Raw genomic sequence first — 14,759 nt, 5'->3', positions numbered from 1 at the left:
TGCTTCTAAAGCCCAGCGGGCTTACGCCGAGGCCCGCTGGGCTTGCTGTTCCACGTGCGCCTTGAACTCCTCCAGGGTGACCTTGAGCAGCTTGTGCGGTTCGCCGAACAGCATCGCGTACACCTCCGCCGCGCGGTCCACGAGCCGCGAGGCGAAGTGCGGCCGTCCCTCGAAGTGCACGGTGAGCCGGGTGCCCTCCGGGGTGGGCTCGAGCCGCACCCACCCTGTGGTGTCGATGTCGTGCTGGGCGCCTTCCACGGAGCGCCACTCGAGGTAGCGCGGGGGTTCTCGTCGTGTGCTTTCGGCCACCCAGACGAGGTTTACGGGCGGCATGCCGCGGGCCACGAACCGCCACCCGCGCTCCGCGCGATCGACGGACTGGATGTAGGTGGACCACGAGGGCCAGGTCGCGAAGTCGGTGAGGGCTTCCCACACGGTCTCGACGGGGGCGCGGATCACCGCCTCGAACTCCTCAACCATTAGGGGCATGCGACCGCCTCCTTTCGCGCTTTCTTCAAGTATATATAGGGACATTTGTCCCGGATTGTGTGTTTCTGTACACCCCCTCACACGCGCCTTCCGCGCCCAAGCCCTACACTAGGGGGCGTGAGCGAGATCGTGCACGTCATCGGAGCAGGCATGGCGGGCTCGGAAGCGGCGCTGGCGGCGGCGCGACTGGGGGCCCGGGTCCGCCTTTACGAGATGCGCCCCAAACGCATGACCCCCGCCCACCACACGGACCGCTTCGCGGAGCTGGTCTGCTCGAACTCCCTAGGCGGCGAAAGCCCCACGAACGCCAAGGGCCTACTCCAGGCCGAGATGCGCGCGGCAGGCTCGGTCATCATGCACGCCGCGGAACGCGCGCGGGTCCCGGCGGGCGGGGCCCTCGCCGTGGACCGCGAGGTCTTCTCCCAGATCGTGACCGAACGCCTCGAGGCCCACCCCCGGATCGAGGTGGTGCGCGACGAGGTGGTGACACTTCCCGAAGACGGCCCCGTGGTGCTCGCGACCGGTCCCCTGACCTCGGACGCCCTCGCCGCGCACCTTCAGGACCTGCTCGGGGACGCTTTTCTCGCCTTTTACGACGCCGCGGCACCCGTCGTGCTCGGCGAGACGATCAACACCGAGATCTGCTACCGCGCGGGCCGGTACGGCCAGGCCGCGGACTACCTCAACTGCCCCATGACCGAGGCTGAGTACCGGCGCTTCTACGAGGCCCTCACCCGAGCCCGAAAGCACACCCCGCACGACTGGGAACGCCTCGAGTTCTTCGAGGGGTGCATGCCCATCGAGGAGCTCGCCCGGCGCGGATACCAGACGCCCCTGTTCGGCCCCCTCAAGCCCGTGGGGTTGCCGGACCCCCGCACGGGCCAGGAGCCCTTCGCCGTCGTCCAGCTCCGCCGGGAGGACCGCGAAGGGCGCATGTGGAGCCTGGTGGGGTTCCAGACCGGCCTGAAGTGGGGGGATCAGAAGGAGATCGTGCGCCTCATCCCCGGCCTGGAGAGCGCCGAGATCGTGCGCTACGGGGTGATGCACCGGAACACCTACCTCAACGCCCCCCGCCTGCTGCACTCCACGCTCGAGCTCCGCAAGCTGCCGCGCGTCTTCGTCGCGGGCGTGCTCGCCGGGACGGAAGGCTACCTCGAGTCCGCCGCCACGGGCTGGCTCGCCGGGGTGAACGCGGCCCGGGCGCTTCAGGGCCTGCCGCCCCTCACCCCGCCGGAGGAAAGCATGCTGGGCGGGCTGGTGCGGTTTTTGGCCACGGCGAACTCCGAGAACTTCCAGCCGATGAACGCGAACTGGGGGCTGGTGCCCTCCGTAACGGCACGGGTGCCGAAGAAGGAGAAACGGCAGATCATGTACCGGCGCGGCCTCGAGGCCTTCGTGCGTTGGCTCGAGGCCGAGGGGGTGCCGCACACAAACCGGATCGCGTAGCGAGAGCGCGGCTCTCACCCCTGCTTCACCGTGCAGGGGTAGGCTTCGGGTAGATGGAGCGTTTGCACGGAACCACGATTATTGCGGTACGCAAAGAGGGCGTCACCGCGATTGCAGGGGATGGACAGGTCACCTTAGGCCACACCGTGATGAAGCACGGCGCGGTGAAGGTGCGTAAACTCGAAGGCGATGTCCTGGTGGGGTTCGCCGGCGCGGTCGCGGACGCGTTTACGCTCTTGGAGAAGTTCGAGGAGCAGCTTCGAGAGGCGAAGGGCAACCTGGCCCGCGCCGCGGTGGAAACCGTTAAGCTTTGGCGTACCGACCGGGTGTTGCGGCACCTGGAAGCCATGCTGATCGCAGCGGATAAGGAGCAGTTATTATTGCTTTCGGGTACGGGAGAGGTGATCGCTCCGGACGAGCCGGTGCTCGCCGTGGGGAGCGGCGCGGCGTACGCCCTGGCCGCGGCGAAGGCCCTCCTGGCGCACTCGGCTCTGCCCGCGCCGGAGATCGCCCGGGAGGCGCTGCGGATCGCGGGGGAGATCGACCTTTACACGAACGGGAACGCCACCGTACTCACCGTAGGAGGGTAGCGTGACGGAGTTAACGCCACGGGAGATCGTGCAGGAGCTGGACAAGTACATCATCGGCCAGGCGGCCGCGAAGCGGGCCGTGGCCGTGGCCCTTCGAAACCGCTACCGCCGCAAGCGCCTGCCGGCCGAGATGGCCCGCGAGGTGATCCCGAAGAACATACTCATGATCGGGCCGACCGGGGTGGGGAAGACCGAGATCGCCCGGCGGCTCGCCCGGCTGGCGCGCGCGCCCTTTCTGAAGGTGGAGGCCACCAAGTTCACCGAGGTAGGGTACGTGGGGCGCGACGTGGACTCGATCGTGCGCGACCTGGCGGAGGTCGCGTACCAGCTGGTGATGCAGGAGAAGACCGAGGCCGTCGCGGAGCGGGCCTTGGCTCGAGCCGAGGAGCGCATCGCCGAGCTGCTCCGCGTCTCGCCCTACGACGTGCGCAGCGGGCGGTACGATGACCACCTGGTTGAGGTGGAGGTCGCGGAGGAAGCGCAGCTGCCTTTTATGGGCATGATGGGCGCCGAGCAGATGCAGGGGTTGACCGACATGCTCTCGAGCTTCCTGCCCAAGCGCCGGGTGCGCCGCCGCATGAAGGTGCGCGAGGCGCGGGAGGTGCTCAAGGCGCAGGAGGCCGAGATGATGATCGACAAGGAGGAGGTCACCCAGGAGGCCGTGCGCCGCGCCCAGGAGGACGGGATCGTCTTCATCGACGAGATCGACAAGATCGCCGGGAGCGACAAGATCCAGGGCCCGGACGTCTCCGGGGAAGGCGTGCAGCGCGACCTCCTCCCCATCGTGGAGGGCACCGTGGTGAACACCCGCCTCGGGCCGGTCTCCACCGAGCACGTGCTCTTTATCGGGGCGGGCGCGTTCCACGTAGCCAAGCCCAGCGACCTCATCCCCGAGCTGCAAGGGCGCTTCCCCATCCGCGTCGAGCTCACCGAGCTCACCGCGGAGGATTTCGCGCGGATCCTGACCAGCACGGAAAACTCCCTGATCCGGCAGTACACGGCCCTGTTAGGCACGGACGGGATCGAGCTCGAGTTCACCCCCGAAGCGATCCGCGCGATCGCCGATTACGCGTACCGCGCGAACCGGGAGCTCGAGGACATCGGGGCCCGGCGCTTGCATACGGTGCTCGAGCGGGTGTTGGAGGAGATTTCTTTCCAAACGGATCTTGGGCGGGTTACCATCACGAAGGAGTACGTTGAGGAGCGTTTATCGCCCGTGATGGGTTCGGAAGACCTGTCGCGGTACATCTTGTAGGAGGTTTGGGATGCGTTTGTGGTTGCCTGTGTTTCTGACGGTCGGGCTGGCGGTGTTGCCGGCTCTCGCGGTGGCTCAGACGGATAGTGAAGAACGCACGCAGCCCAGCGTGCAGAACTATGTGCTGCTCGGCAATCAGTACTATGATGCGGGCCAGTACGACGCGGCGCTCATCGCGTTTAAGCGAGCCGTGGAGCTGGATGAAAAGAACGTGGAGGCCCTCTACGGACTGGCGCGCGCCCAGCTCCGGCTGCGGCTATTTAGCTCGGCGGTGGAGAACCTGAAGGCCGCGATCTCCCTGGACGCGAGCTACACGCCCGCGTACGTCGCGTTGGCTCAGGCGTACACGGACCAGTACATCAACGCGCGGGACCGCGAGGCGGCCCGCGCCCTGCTGGATCAGGCGCTGTTGGTGCTGAACGACGCGGAGCGGATCAACCCGGAGTACTACGCGATCTACAACCAGCGCGGCCTGATCTACCAGTACAAGGGGGATCCGGAGAAAGCCGCGGAGGCCTTTGAGAAGGCCTTGAGCATCAACAACGAGGACCCGATCGTGCTGTACAACCTCGCCCTTACCAACCTCTCGCTGGGCAGGTTGGATGAGGCCCTCTCCCTGCTCAAGCGCGCGGTGGCCGTCGCGCCGCAGGACTCGTACGTGCGCGCCCGTTACGGCGCCTTGCTCGCGGTGAAAGGGCGTTTAGACGACGCCTTGTTCGAGCTCGAGCAGGCCGTGCGCCTGGATCCGACGAACGCGCTCGCGTGGAGCTACCTGGGGCAGGTGCGCTTCCAGCGCAAGGAGTACGAGGAAGCGCTCGCCGCGTTGAGCCGGGCGGTGGAACGCGACCCTTCGCGCTACCCCGAGGCGTACTTCTACCTGGGGCGCGTCTACATGGAGCGCGGGGAGTACGAGGAGGCGCGGTACAACCTGAGCAAGGCCGTGGTCCTCGACCCCGCGAACGCGGAGTACCGGTACTGGCTGGGGCACGCCAACGAGAAGCTCGGCGACATGGAGGGGGCGGCCGCGCAGTACAAGAAGGCGATCGAGCTGCGGCCGGACTACCCTGAGGCCAGGGAGGGTTTGGCCCGCGTGCAGTAACCCCAGCGATACGCCCGGCCCGGATAAACTCCGGGCCGTTTAGTTTTGAGCTAAACTATAGGCATGCGCTACCGCCTAGACGCGTGGAGCCCGGGCTACGGCACCCCTTTACCCGAGGGGCCCACCATGACCGAGGAACGGCTACAGGCCGAACCCCAGGAGTACCCCTGGAGTGCCCGGGCCGACGCGGAACCCTTCGAGGGGCCCGTCTACCTGATCGACGGACGCCAACGCTTTGAAGGCGCGCTGTACATCGAGGACGCCTACCCCGCCCTGCTGTTCAGCTTCGCGGTCGGCGCGGTCCGCCTCGAGCCGGGCCGCGCTCAGTTTTACGCGCCCGGATGGCGGGTCGAGCGCTATTTGCTCGTCGCTGGGGAGGTGCCGGCGGATCTCCTCGAGCTCGGTCCCGGACTCGCTTACCGGGTGTGGCCCTGTCCCGCCGCTCAAGGGTACGAGGCCCTCCAGGAGGAGGCCCACACCCTGCGGCGTCAGGTCGAGGACCGCTTGGGCCAGCGCATCGCTCGCGCGAACCCCGCAGCCCTTATCCTTCACGACGGCCCCCTGTACCTCACCGACGGCCCGTACGCGCGCCGCTTAGGGTACGCCAAGACCCAGTGGCGGGCCTACCTCTCGCCCGAGCACGCCGCCCTCGTGCCGCGCCTCGCCCCGGGAGAACGCACGCCCGTCTTCGAGATCCACAAGCGCAACGGGCCCAAGGTGCGGAGCTGGTACCTGCGGCTGCCCCTCGATCCGGACCGGCCCTACGCGCCCGCCGCGAGCCTCGTGCGCGTAGAGACCGGAGCGGACGGGGAGGAAGCCGTGCAGCTCGCGCGTTACTCCCTGAGCTTGTTGCCGCGGCTGGCTTCCAAACCCTACCGCGATCCGCGCGCCCCCCAGAACCTGGTGCCGATCGGGGCGCTCGAGCGTGAGCTCGGCCGCAGGCTCGGTAGGCTGGAGGTGATCCGCGCGCGCTTGCTCCGGAGTCTCGAGGCCGGAGCGTAAAGGAGGCAGCATGCAGCAAGAACCGATCGGCGTCGTTCTTGGAAACCGCGAATCCACTCCCCTCGAGTTCTGGATAGGGGTGCGGGAAGGGCACCTCCTCCGGCTGGACGACCTGGTGTGGGTGGCGTGCACCCACCAGGGCCAGACCGTCCGGTACTACGGCGTGGTGGACCGGGTCTCCAAGGTGCTCGAGGGCACCCAGTTCGACTCCGACACCTTCCTCGCCTCGGACAACCTGATCCCCACGCACACCGCGTATGTGGCGCATGTGACCGTGACGCGCCTCGAGCCTGAGACCTACATCCCCCCGGATCCCGGCAGCCCCGTGTACCTCGCGGTGGGGGAGGCGCTCGAGCGCGCCTTGTATTACGACGGTATGGTGGAGCGCGGTCCGGAGGGAACGCCCCGAAGTACGCGGCTTCCGGTGGGCGTGCTGCGCAACGGGGAGCCGGCCTACGTGAACCTCGCTTTTTTGGATGGCCGGCGGGGCGGGCACGTGAACATCTCGGGCATCTCCGGCGTGGCTTCGAAGACGAGCTACGCCTTGTTCTTGCTGTACAGCCTTTACCACTCCGGGGTGCTTCCGGACGCGCTCGCGGCGCGCACCCTGATCTTTAACGTGAAGGGGGAGGACCTGTTCTTTCTCGATAAACCCAACCGCGAGCTGGAGGGCCGGCACCAAGAGGCGCGTGCGGTGTACGAGAAGCTGGGTCTTCCGGTCGGGCCGTTTAAAAGCGTGGCCTTCCGCGCTCCGCCCAAGAAGACGGCGGGGGATATCGTGCCGGACGTGGAGTCCCGCAAGAACGGCGTGGTTCCGTACCACTGGGATCTGGTGCAGTTCTGCCGCGAGGGGTTGCTGCCCTTTTTGTTCACCGACCGGGGCGCGATGTCCAACCTGGGGTTCTTGATCGACCAGGTGACCGAGCGCCTGCGGAAGCTGGCGGAGCGCCAGAAGGGCCCCGCCTTGCTGGTGGAGGACTGGGAGGACGCGCTCGGGCAGGAGGCCGCCCAAGTCACCTTCGACGCGCTGGGTAAGGTGCAGATCACCTCGTTCGCGCAGCTCGTGGCGTACGTGGAGTACAAGCTCCTGGGGGCCGAAGGGGACGAGGAGGCCAAAGGCGACCCCCGCTGGGTGGCCCGCCAAGCGCGCGGCACCCTCGAGGCGTTCGTGCGCCGCCTGCGGGCCGCGATCCCGAACGTCAGCCACCTGATCCGGGGGGACCGGCCGGGCCGTCCGCCCGACCCACTGGACGGCGAGGCGCAGGTGTGCGTGGTGGACATCCACCAGCTCGCCCCCCAGGCGCAGATGTTCGTGGTGGGCGCCCTCTTAAAGGACGTGTTCGCCCGTAAGGAGTCCAACCGGTACCCTGGGAAGGTCTTCATCGTGCTGGACGAGCTCAACAAGTACGCGCCTCGCGAGGACGAAAGCCCGATCAAGGACATCCTCCTGGACATCGCCGAGCGCGGACGTTCCCTCGGGGTGATCCTGATCGGCGCGCAACAAACCGCTTCCGAGGTGGAGCGCCGCGTGGTCGCAAACGCCGCGATCCGCATCGCGGGCCGGCTGGACGCCGCCGAGGCCGAGCGCCCCGAGTACCGCTACATGCCCGCAAGCTTCCGCGAACGCGCGGTCATCCTTCCGCAAGGCACGATGATCCTGCACCAGCCCGAGGTGCCCACCCCCCTCGCCCTCACCTTCCCCTTCCCGGCCTGGGCGACCAAGGCGAGCGAGGTGCTCGAGGACAACTCCAAAGCGGCGCTGAGCGAGGAGATCGACTTCTAGGAGGCGTATGCGCATCCTGCACACCGCGGACTGGCACCTAGGCAAGACGCTCAAAGGGGTGGACCGCACCCCGGAGATCGCCCTGGCCCTCCGCGAACTGCTCGAGGTCGTCCGGAGCGAGCGCGTGGACCTCGTGATCGTGGCGGGGGACCTGTTTGACCGGCCCGTCGTCAGCGCGGAGGCTGAGGCTGCCGCCTTCGAGTTCTTCCTCGGCTTGAAGGAACTCGGGGTGCCGGCTTTGGTGATCGCGGGTAACCACGACGCGCGCGAGCGCCTGGAGGCCCTGGCCCCGCTCCTCTTGCTGGCGGGAACCACCGCGCTGGGGCGGGTGCGCCTCCGGGAGGACGGGGGCGTGTACGCCTTTTCGTGGGGGCGAGCGGCCCTCCTGCCCTTCCTGTCCGAGCGGCGCTTGGTGAAGGCGGTGCACCTCCTCGAGGAGGACGGCGGCACGTGGAAGGGCCGGTACGCGGACGGCATGCGCCGCGTGATCCAGAACCTCGCCGCGGGGTTCGACCCCGAGGGCGTGAACCTCCTCGTGGCGCACCTGACCGTGGAAGGCGCGCACCTCCGGCTTGGGGGCGGGGAGTTCGCCTTCTACGTCTCCAACAGCTACGCGGTGCCCGCCACCGCCCTGCCCGCCACGGCCCACTACGTGGCCCTCGGCCACATCCACCGCCAGCAGCAGGTCGCCGAAGCGCCCGTCGCCTGGTACGCTGGGAGCCTCATCCAACTGGACTTCGGTGAGGGAGAGGACGCGCCGCGTGGGGCGCTACTCGTAGAGGTGGAGCCAGGCCGGCTCCCGCAGGTGCACGCCCTCGAGGCGCGCTGGGGCAAGCCGTTGAGAACCTACCGCATGAAGCTCGAGCACCTCGACCGCCGCTGGGACGAGGTGCGGGACTGGCCGGGGTACGCGCGGCTGGTCCTCGAGGGCCCGGGCAACCCCGCTTTGCGCGAGCGCATCTACCGCGAGCTTCCGGGCGTGCTGGACGTGCAGTTCACGGGCAGCGCCGAGGCCCAACCGGTGGAGGCGATGGCGCGCCCGGAGGAGCTGGACTGGCTCGAGGCTTACGCGGCCTACCTCAGGGATGTGAAGGGCGTGGAGTTGAGCGAGGCGCAGCGAGAGGCGTTCAAGCGCGTGTACGAGGAAGTGCACGGGGAATAGGAGGGAGTGGATGCGCCCGTTGCGGTTGGTTGTGGCGGGGTTCGGGGCGTACCGCGAACCCCAGGAGATCCCATTTGACGACGTGGAGCTCTTCGCGATCACCGGACCGACCGGGTCGGGGAAGAGCACCTTGCTGGACGCGATCTGCTTCGCCCTCTACGGGAAAACCCCCCGCGCGGGCGGGCGGGGGTTTCGCGAACTGAAGCACCCCGGGGTGGACGCGGCCCGCGTGAGCCTCGAGTTCAGCGTGGGGTCGCAGGTGTACCGGGTGGTGCGGACTCTGGGCACCCGGGAGAACCAGCACCGGCTCGAGGCTCTCGAGGACGGCCGCTGGCGCACCCTGCCCGAGTCCGACCGGGTGCGCACGCTCAACCAGAAGCTCGAGGCGATCCTCGGCCTGGACTACGACGCGTTTATCCGGGCGATCCTGTTGCCGCAAGGCGAGTTCGACCTGTTCCTAAAGGGCGACGCGAGCGAACGCCGCGAGCTCCTCTCGGCCCTGTACGGCCTCGAGGGCGTGGCCGCGATGCGCGAGCGCGCCATGGCTCACCTCAAGGAGGCAGAAGGTGCGCTGGAGCGGGTGGAGGGGGCGCTAGGCGGCCTAGAGGCAACCGATGAGGCCGCGCTAGAGGCCCTGCGTGAGGAGATCGCGCACCTGGAGCGCGAAGAGGCTGAGGCCAACCGGCGCCTCGAGGCCGCTCAACAGGCCTTAAAAGAGGTGGAGGCCCGCTACGCGCGCCACGTGGAGCACGAGAAGCTGCGGCGGCGGCACGCGGCCTGGAAGGCGGAAGCCGCGCGGATCGAACGCATCCGCGAACGCCTCGCGCAGGCCGAGCGGGCCGAACGCATCTGGCCGCACCTCGAGGCCCTCGAACGCGCCCAGCAGGCCGTGCATCAGGCCGCGCGCGAGCTCGCCGAGACCGAGCGGCGCCTCAAAGCGGCCCGCACCCAACGCGACCGGCTCCTCGAAGCGTACGACCCCGCGGCGTTGGAACGCGTGAAGCTCCGCCAGGCGGAGCTCGAGCACCTGCGCGCGCAGGAGGAGCGGCTGTTGCGTTATGGCGGCGGCCTCGACCGCACGCACTCCGCCCCCCTGCCCTTTGACGAGGCGCGCGTGGAGGCGTTGCGCGAAGCGCAGGCCCGGTTCAGGGACCTCCAACAACTCAAGAAGAACCTGGGCCGCGCCCAGGCGCGCCTGGAGGAGGAGCGCCGGCAGCTTAACGCGCGCGAAGCGGAGCACGCCCGTCTCGCCGAGGAACTCGCCGCCCTCGAGCGGGAAGGCAAGGCCCTCCGCGCCCAGCACGAAACGGCCCGCGCGCGCCTGGAGGAAGCGCGCCAGCGCGCGGGCGTGCTCGCCTACCGCGCGCTGTTGCGGCCCGGCGAGCCCTGCCCCTTGTGCGGCCAGACGGTGCACCGCGTGCCCGAAGGGGGCGCGCCGGATCTGGACGCCCTGGAGCGCGCGGAACGCGAGGCCAAGGAGCGGCTTGAGGCCCTCCGGGAGGCGTACCTGACGTGCCGCGCTCGGCGGGACGCCCTCCAGGAAGGGTTACCGGCCGAACGGAACCGCGTTGAGGAGCTGGCGCGAGAGGTGGAGGAGTGGCAAGGGCAGGTTCGGGCGGTGGAGGCGGAGCTCGGCGTGTGGCCGGGCCCTGAAGCCGTCGCCGAGGAGCTCGAGCGGCGCCTCGCCGGCCTCGCGGCCGCGTTGCGCGAAGCTACGGACGGCCGCGGCGTGGCGGCGTACGCCCGCGCCCTCCAGGCGCAACGCGCCCGGCTCGAGGCGCAAGCGCAGCGCCTCGAGGCTTTGGCGCGCGAGCTGCAGGCGCTCGAGGAGCGGCACGGGCGGCTGGAGGAGGCGCGGCGCGAGCGGGAGCGCACCGCGGCGCAGCTGGAGGCCTCGGTCGAGGCGCTGTTGCGGGAGGGCGGGTTCGCGCATCCGGAGGAGGTGCGCGCGGCGCGCCTTGCGGACGAGGAGCGCCAGGCCTGGCTCGAGCGGGTGCAGGCGCACGAGCAGGAGGGCGTGTACCTCGAGGGTCGCCTCCGCGATCTGGAGCAAACCCTTGAAACGGACGATCCCGTGACGGAGGAGGCCGTGCGCGCGCAACGGCAGGCGGTGGAGGCGTTGCAGGCCCAGCTCCGCGCGTTGGGGCAGAAGCTCGGGGAGCGGCGCGCCGTGAAGGAGCGGATGGAGCAGGACCTCGAGCGCAAGCGCGCCCTCTTAGCGGAACGGGCGCGGCTGGTGAGTGCGGTGGATGTCTGGCAGCGCCTGGCCCAGGACCTCAAGGGCGGCAACTTCCCGGATTACCTGCTCAACCGCTACCAGGTGGGGCTGGTGCAGCGCGCTTCCGAACTCCTCAAAACCCTCTCCTCCGGCCGCTACCGGTTTCGCTTGCACGAGGGGGAGTACTACGTGGAGGACCTCTGGACCGAAGCGGTGCGCTCGGCCCGCACCCTCTCGGGCGGCGAGACCTTCCTCGCGAGCCTGTCGCTCGCCCTAGCGCTTTCCGAGCACCTCTCGCGCGGGCGTTTAGGGGCCTTGTTCCTCGACGAAGGGTTCGGTACCTTGGACCAGGAGACCCTCGAGCTCGCCGCGGGCGTGCTCGAGACGCTCCCTACCCAGGGGCGCTTGGTGGGGGTGGTCACGCACGTGATCGCCTTGGCTGAGCGCTTCCCGGCTCGGCTCGTGGTGGAGAAGCATCCTGCGGGGAGCCGCGTGCGTTGGGAAGCATGACGCGTTTGGTGCGGAACACCCTGGTGATCATGTCCGGTACCCTGGCGAGCCGGGTGCTGGGGCTGGTGCGCCAGGCGGTGTTCAACAACCTGTTCGCAGACCCCCTCAAGGACGCCTTTAACGTCGCGTACCGCGTCCCTAACCTGTTCCGCGAGGTGGTAGCGGAGGGGGCGGTGACCAACGCCCTGGTCCCCATTCTGAAAAGCCTCCCGCCGCACGAAGCCCGGACCTTCGCGCAGCGCTTCGGCGCGGCCCTTCTGGGCGTGAACCTCCTCCTGCTGGGCTTGGGTTGGGTGGGCGCCCCGTGGATCGCGGATTTGCTCGTGGCGGAGGGCAGCGCTTTGGATCTCGAGCTCGTCACCTACTTGATCCGCCTCGTGATGCCGTTCTTGACCGCGATCTCGATGAGCGCGTTCTTCGCCGCGTTGCTCCACGCGGACGAGCGCTTCTTCGCGCCGAGCTTCGCGCCGATCGCGTTTAACGTGGGCGCGACCCTCCTCATGCTGGCCTGGCCGGGTAGCCCGCTCGCGCTGGGACTGGCCTTTACCGTTGGGGGGGCGCTGCAGGCGCTGGTGCAGTGGCCGTATTTGCGCGGATACCGGTTCGCTTTCCGTTGGCACCCTGGGATCGCGCGGGCGGCGCGGCTGATGGGGCCGTTCGTCTTTACCACCTCCGTGCGCCAGCTCCTCACCGTGGTCCTCACGGTGATCCTGACCGGGTTCCCGCAGGCCGCTGTGACGGGTTTTTATAACGCGGAGATGATCTATCTAATGGGGCTGGGCTTGCTCGCGGTCTCCCCAGCGACCGCGCTGTACCCGCGCCTGGCCGCAGCCGCGGCCGCCGGAAACGCAGAGATCTTCCGCAGCTTGCTGGAGCGGGGGCTGGTGCGGATGAGCGTCCTGCTTGGCGTGGCAACCGGCCTCCTCGCGGGGCTTGCGCCCTGGGTCATCCACACCCTCTACGCCTGGACCCCCCGGTTTTCGCCGGAGAACGCGCGTTTTTCCACTGAGGCCCTCGCTGCGCTGGCCCTCGCGCTCGTGCCCTGGGGGCTGTACACGCTTTTGGTGCGGGCGCACTACGCGCGCGAGGAGGTCGCGGCCGCGGTGCGGGTCAGCGTCACGATCTTCCTGCTGAACACGCTGGGGTACTACCTCCTCGCGCCGCGCGGCATGTACGCCTTGAACCTCGCCACGGTCGCGGCAGGCGGGGTCGGGCTGGTTTGGCTCAGCGGGCGGCTCGCCCGCCTGGGCGTGCTCAACGCGCGTTCCTTAGGGTTCGTGCTCGCGCGCGTGGGGGCGGCGGCCGTCGTGGCAGGTACCCTCGCCTACCAGACCGCCCGGGCCCTAGGGCCCGCGGGCAGCGCCCTGGAGAGCTTGCCCCCCCTGGCCGCGGGTGGGGCGGTGGGGTTGGGCGCGTACCTTCTCCTGGCCCGCCTCCTTGGGCTGCCCGTCTCCTTACGGCGCTAGGCGGTGCCGGTCGCGCGGAAAGGCGCGCGCATAGCGCACGTTCGGCAAGCCCAGCAACTTCTGTGTCAAACGCTCCGCCCCGATCGCGAACCCGCCGTGCGGCGGCATCCCGTACTTGAACACCTCGAGGTACCCCCGGAACGCCTGGGGATCCAGCCCGTGACGCTGGAGGCTTTCCACCAGGTCCTCGTACCGGTGGATGCGCTGGCCGCCCGAGGTGACCTCCAGCCCCCGGAACAAGAGGTCAAAGCTCCGCGTCAGGCCGGGCCGCTCCGGGTCCGGGTGCGTGTAGAAGGGCCGGACGGACTCGGGGTACCGGTGCACGAACACCCAGTCCGTGCCGTACCGCTCCCTGACGTACGCACCCAAAGCGCGTTCCGCCTCGTCGTTGAGGTCCGTGCCCACCCCGATGCCCAGCTCCTCCTTCACGATGCGGCGCGCCTCCTGATGCTCGAGCACGGGGATCTCCTTAGGGACGGGAGGCAGCTCGACGCCCAGCAAGCGCAGCGCGCGCTCCGCACTCGCCCGGGCCTCCTCGAGCATCGCCCGGATCAGTTCGGTTTCCAGCCGCATCACCTCCTCGTGGGACTCGATGAAGCCCATCTCCACGTCGAGGGAGAGGTACTCGTTCAGGTGGCGGCTGGTGGCGTGCTCCTCGGCCCGCCAAACCGGTGCGACCTCGTACACGCGTTCGTACACGCCCACCAGGATCTGCTTGTAGAGCTGGGGGGATTGCGCGAGGTAAGCGCGTTGCTCGAAGTACTCCACGGGAAAGAGGTTCGTGCCGCCCTCCGCTCCGGCCTGGACGATCTTAGGGGTGTAGACCTCGGTGAACCCGGCGGCGTCCAGGTACTTCCGGAACCCCCGCACGAGCGCGGCCTGCACCTGGAGGGGGGCGCGGGCCTTCTCCCCGCGCAGCGTGACGTACCGGTACTCGAGCAGGGTCTCGGGGTTCGCGCGCCACTCCTCCTTAGGAATCTCGACCGGGGTGGGTGCCGTTGCGGGGGAGAGAACCTCGAGGCCTTCGGCGTGCACCTCGAGGCCCCCCGGGGCCTTGTCGCTTTCCACGACCGTGCCCGTGACGCGAATGCTGGACTCCTGCAAGGGTAGTTTCCCGCCGCCGGGGAGCACCACCTGAACCACGCCGCTGCGGTCGCGGAGCAGGACGAACTGGATCCCGCCGAGGTCGCGCCGCCAGTGCAGCCAACCCATGAGCGTCACGCGTTCTCCCACGTGCTGCGGTAGGTCTTGAACGAGTATGCGCTGCATCCTCACCTCCTTTAATGAAAAATCCCCCCGGCACAACGGGCGCCGGGGGGAAGGGTGGCCTTCCCCCGCTACGTGTCGTTATTGCGCGATGCTGCCAAGGCCATGTTGGGTGTGATTTTACTCACTTGGGCGCGTGGGGTCAAGCGCCCGGGGGATTAACTCTCCCAGGCCTTCAATAAGCCCGTGAGCTCCTCCGGGGCGGCCACCGTGCTAAACGCCTCGTACACCTCCTCCCGCCGCAGGTACTGGCCGTTCTTGCCGCTCAGCATACCCACGCGCTCTTCCTCCGGTTTGTGGCGGTGTTTCTCCAACCGCAACTCACCCCGCGGGGAGAGGAAGACCTTGTACACCACTCCGCTCGTGCGCCGCTCCGCCTCGAGCCCTTCCTCGACGAACCGAACCTGGTAGCCCAGAGTTTTGAGGATGCGTTCGGCTTCTTCCATGTTCTCAGCACCTCACGAAGAACGGGT

The 14,759-nt window shown here is 68.7% G+C and carries 12 protein-coding genes; 9 read left to right on the top strand and 3 right to left on the bottom strand.

Features of this window, described 5'->3' with window-relative positions; all coding sequences use genetic code 11:
* Positions 1-21: 21 nt before the first annotated feature.
* Positions 22-489 (bottom strand): SRPBCC family protein, encoded by a 468-nt coding sequence (locus tag MARKY_RS06650; protein WP_013704113.1) that lies wholly within the window; start codon positions 487-489, stop codon positions 22-24.
* A 117-nt stretch (positions 490-606) separates the two neighbouring features.
* Here MARKY_RS06650 and trmFO point away from each other — a divergent pair, with 117 nt between their 5' ends.
* From trmFO to murJ, 9 genes are all read left to right on the top strand, one after another.
* The gene (gene trmFO / locus MARKY_RS06645; RefSeq protein ID WP_013704112.1) at positions 607-1,935 is read left to right on the top strand and encodes a methylenetetrahydrofolate--tRNA-(uracil(54)-C(5))-methyltransferase (FADH(2)-oxidizing) TrmFO; all 1,329 of its coding nucleotides are present in this window, start codon (positions 607-609) and stop codon (positions 1,933-1,935) included.
* Positions 1,936-1,988: 53 nt separating this feature from the next.
* Complete coding sequence (gene hslV, locus MARKY_RS06640) at positions 1,989-2,525, top strand: ATP-dependent protease subunit HslV (protein WP_013704111.1); 537 nt, start codon at positions 1,989-1,991, stop codon at positions 2,523-2,525.
* A gap of 1 nt (position 2,526) precedes the next feature.
* Positions 2,527-3,780, top strand: coding sequence for an ATP-dependent protease ATPase subunit HslU (locus tag MARKY_RS06635; protein WP_013704110.1), 1,254 nt, complete (start codon positions 2,527-2,529; stop codon positions 3,778-3,780).
* A gap of 10 nt (positions 3,781-3,790) precedes the next feature.
* Positions 3,791-4,879: a tetratricopeptide repeat protein gene (locus tag MARKY_RS06630; RefSeq protein WP_013704109.1), complete on the top strand. Its 1,089-nt coding sequence runs from the start codon at positions 3,791-3,793 to the stop codon at positions 4,877-4,879.
* A gap of 63 nt (positions 4,880-4,942) precedes the next feature.
* The gene (locus MARKY_RS06625; RefSeq protein ID WP_013704108.1) at positions 4,943-5,881 is read left to right on the top strand and encodes a DNA double-strand break repair nuclease NurA; all 939 of its coding nucleotides are present in this window, start codon (positions 4,943-4,945) and stop codon (positions 5,879-5,881) included.
* A gap of 10 nt (positions 5,882-5,891) precedes the next feature.
* On the top strand, positions 5,892-7,664 hold the full coding sequence (locus tag MARKY_RS06620) for an ATP-binding protein (protein ID WP_013704107.1): 1,773 nt from the start codon (positions 5,892-5,894) through the stop codon (positions 7,662-7,664).
* A gap of 7 nt (positions 7,665-7,671) precedes the next feature.
* Positions 7,672-8,826, top strand: a complete 1,155-nt coding sequence (locus MARKY_RS06615; RefSeq protein WP_013704106.1) for a metallophosphoesterase family protein — start codon at positions 7,672-7,674, stop codon at positions 8,824-8,826.
* Positions 8,827-8,836: 10 nt separating this feature from the next.
* Positions 8,837-11,554, top strand: a complete 2,718-nt coding sequence (locus MARKY_RS06610) for an AAA family ATPase (RefSeq protein WP_013704105.1) — start codon at positions 8,837-8,839, stop codon at positions 11,552-11,554.
* The gene (gene murJ / locus MARKY_RS06605; RefSeq protein ID WP_013704104.1) at positions 11,551-13,020 is read left to right on the top strand and encodes a murein biosynthesis integral membrane protein MurJ; all 1,470 of its coding nucleotides are present in this window, start codon (positions 11,551-11,553) and stop codon (positions 13,018-13,020) included. The genes MARKY_RS06610 and murJ overlap by 4 nt, the downstream gene beginning before the upstream one ends.
* On the opposite strand, the gene aspS is transcribed toward murJ, so the two are convergent.
* Together aspS and MARKY_RS06595 are read right to left on the bottom strand one after the other, a co-directional pair.
* Positions 13,009-14,289: an aspartate--tRNA(Asn) ligase gene (aspS, locus tag MARKY_RS06600; RefSeq protein ID WP_013704103.1), complete on the bottom strand. Its 1,281-nt coding sequence runs from the start codon at positions 14,287-14,289 to the stop codon at positions 13,009-13,011. The genes murJ and aspS overlap by 12 nt on opposite strands.
* A 155-nt stretch (positions 14,290-14,444) precedes the next feature.
* A complete protein-coding gene (locus MARKY_RS06595; protein WP_013704102.1) occupies positions 14,445-14,732 on the bottom strand; it encodes a hypothetical protein in 288 nt (95 codons plus the stop codon).
* Positions 14,733-14,759: the final 27 nt, after the last annotated feature.

The organism is Marinithermus hydrothermalis DSM 14884, assembly GCF_000195335.1.
Taxonomy (GTDB): domain Bacteria; phylum Deinococcota; class Deinococci; order Deinococcales; family Marinithermaceae; genus Marinithermus; species Marinithermus hydrothermalis.
The sequence above is the reverse complement of the archived record's forward strand: the minus strand, read 5'-3'. Positions and strand labels throughout refer to the sequence as shown.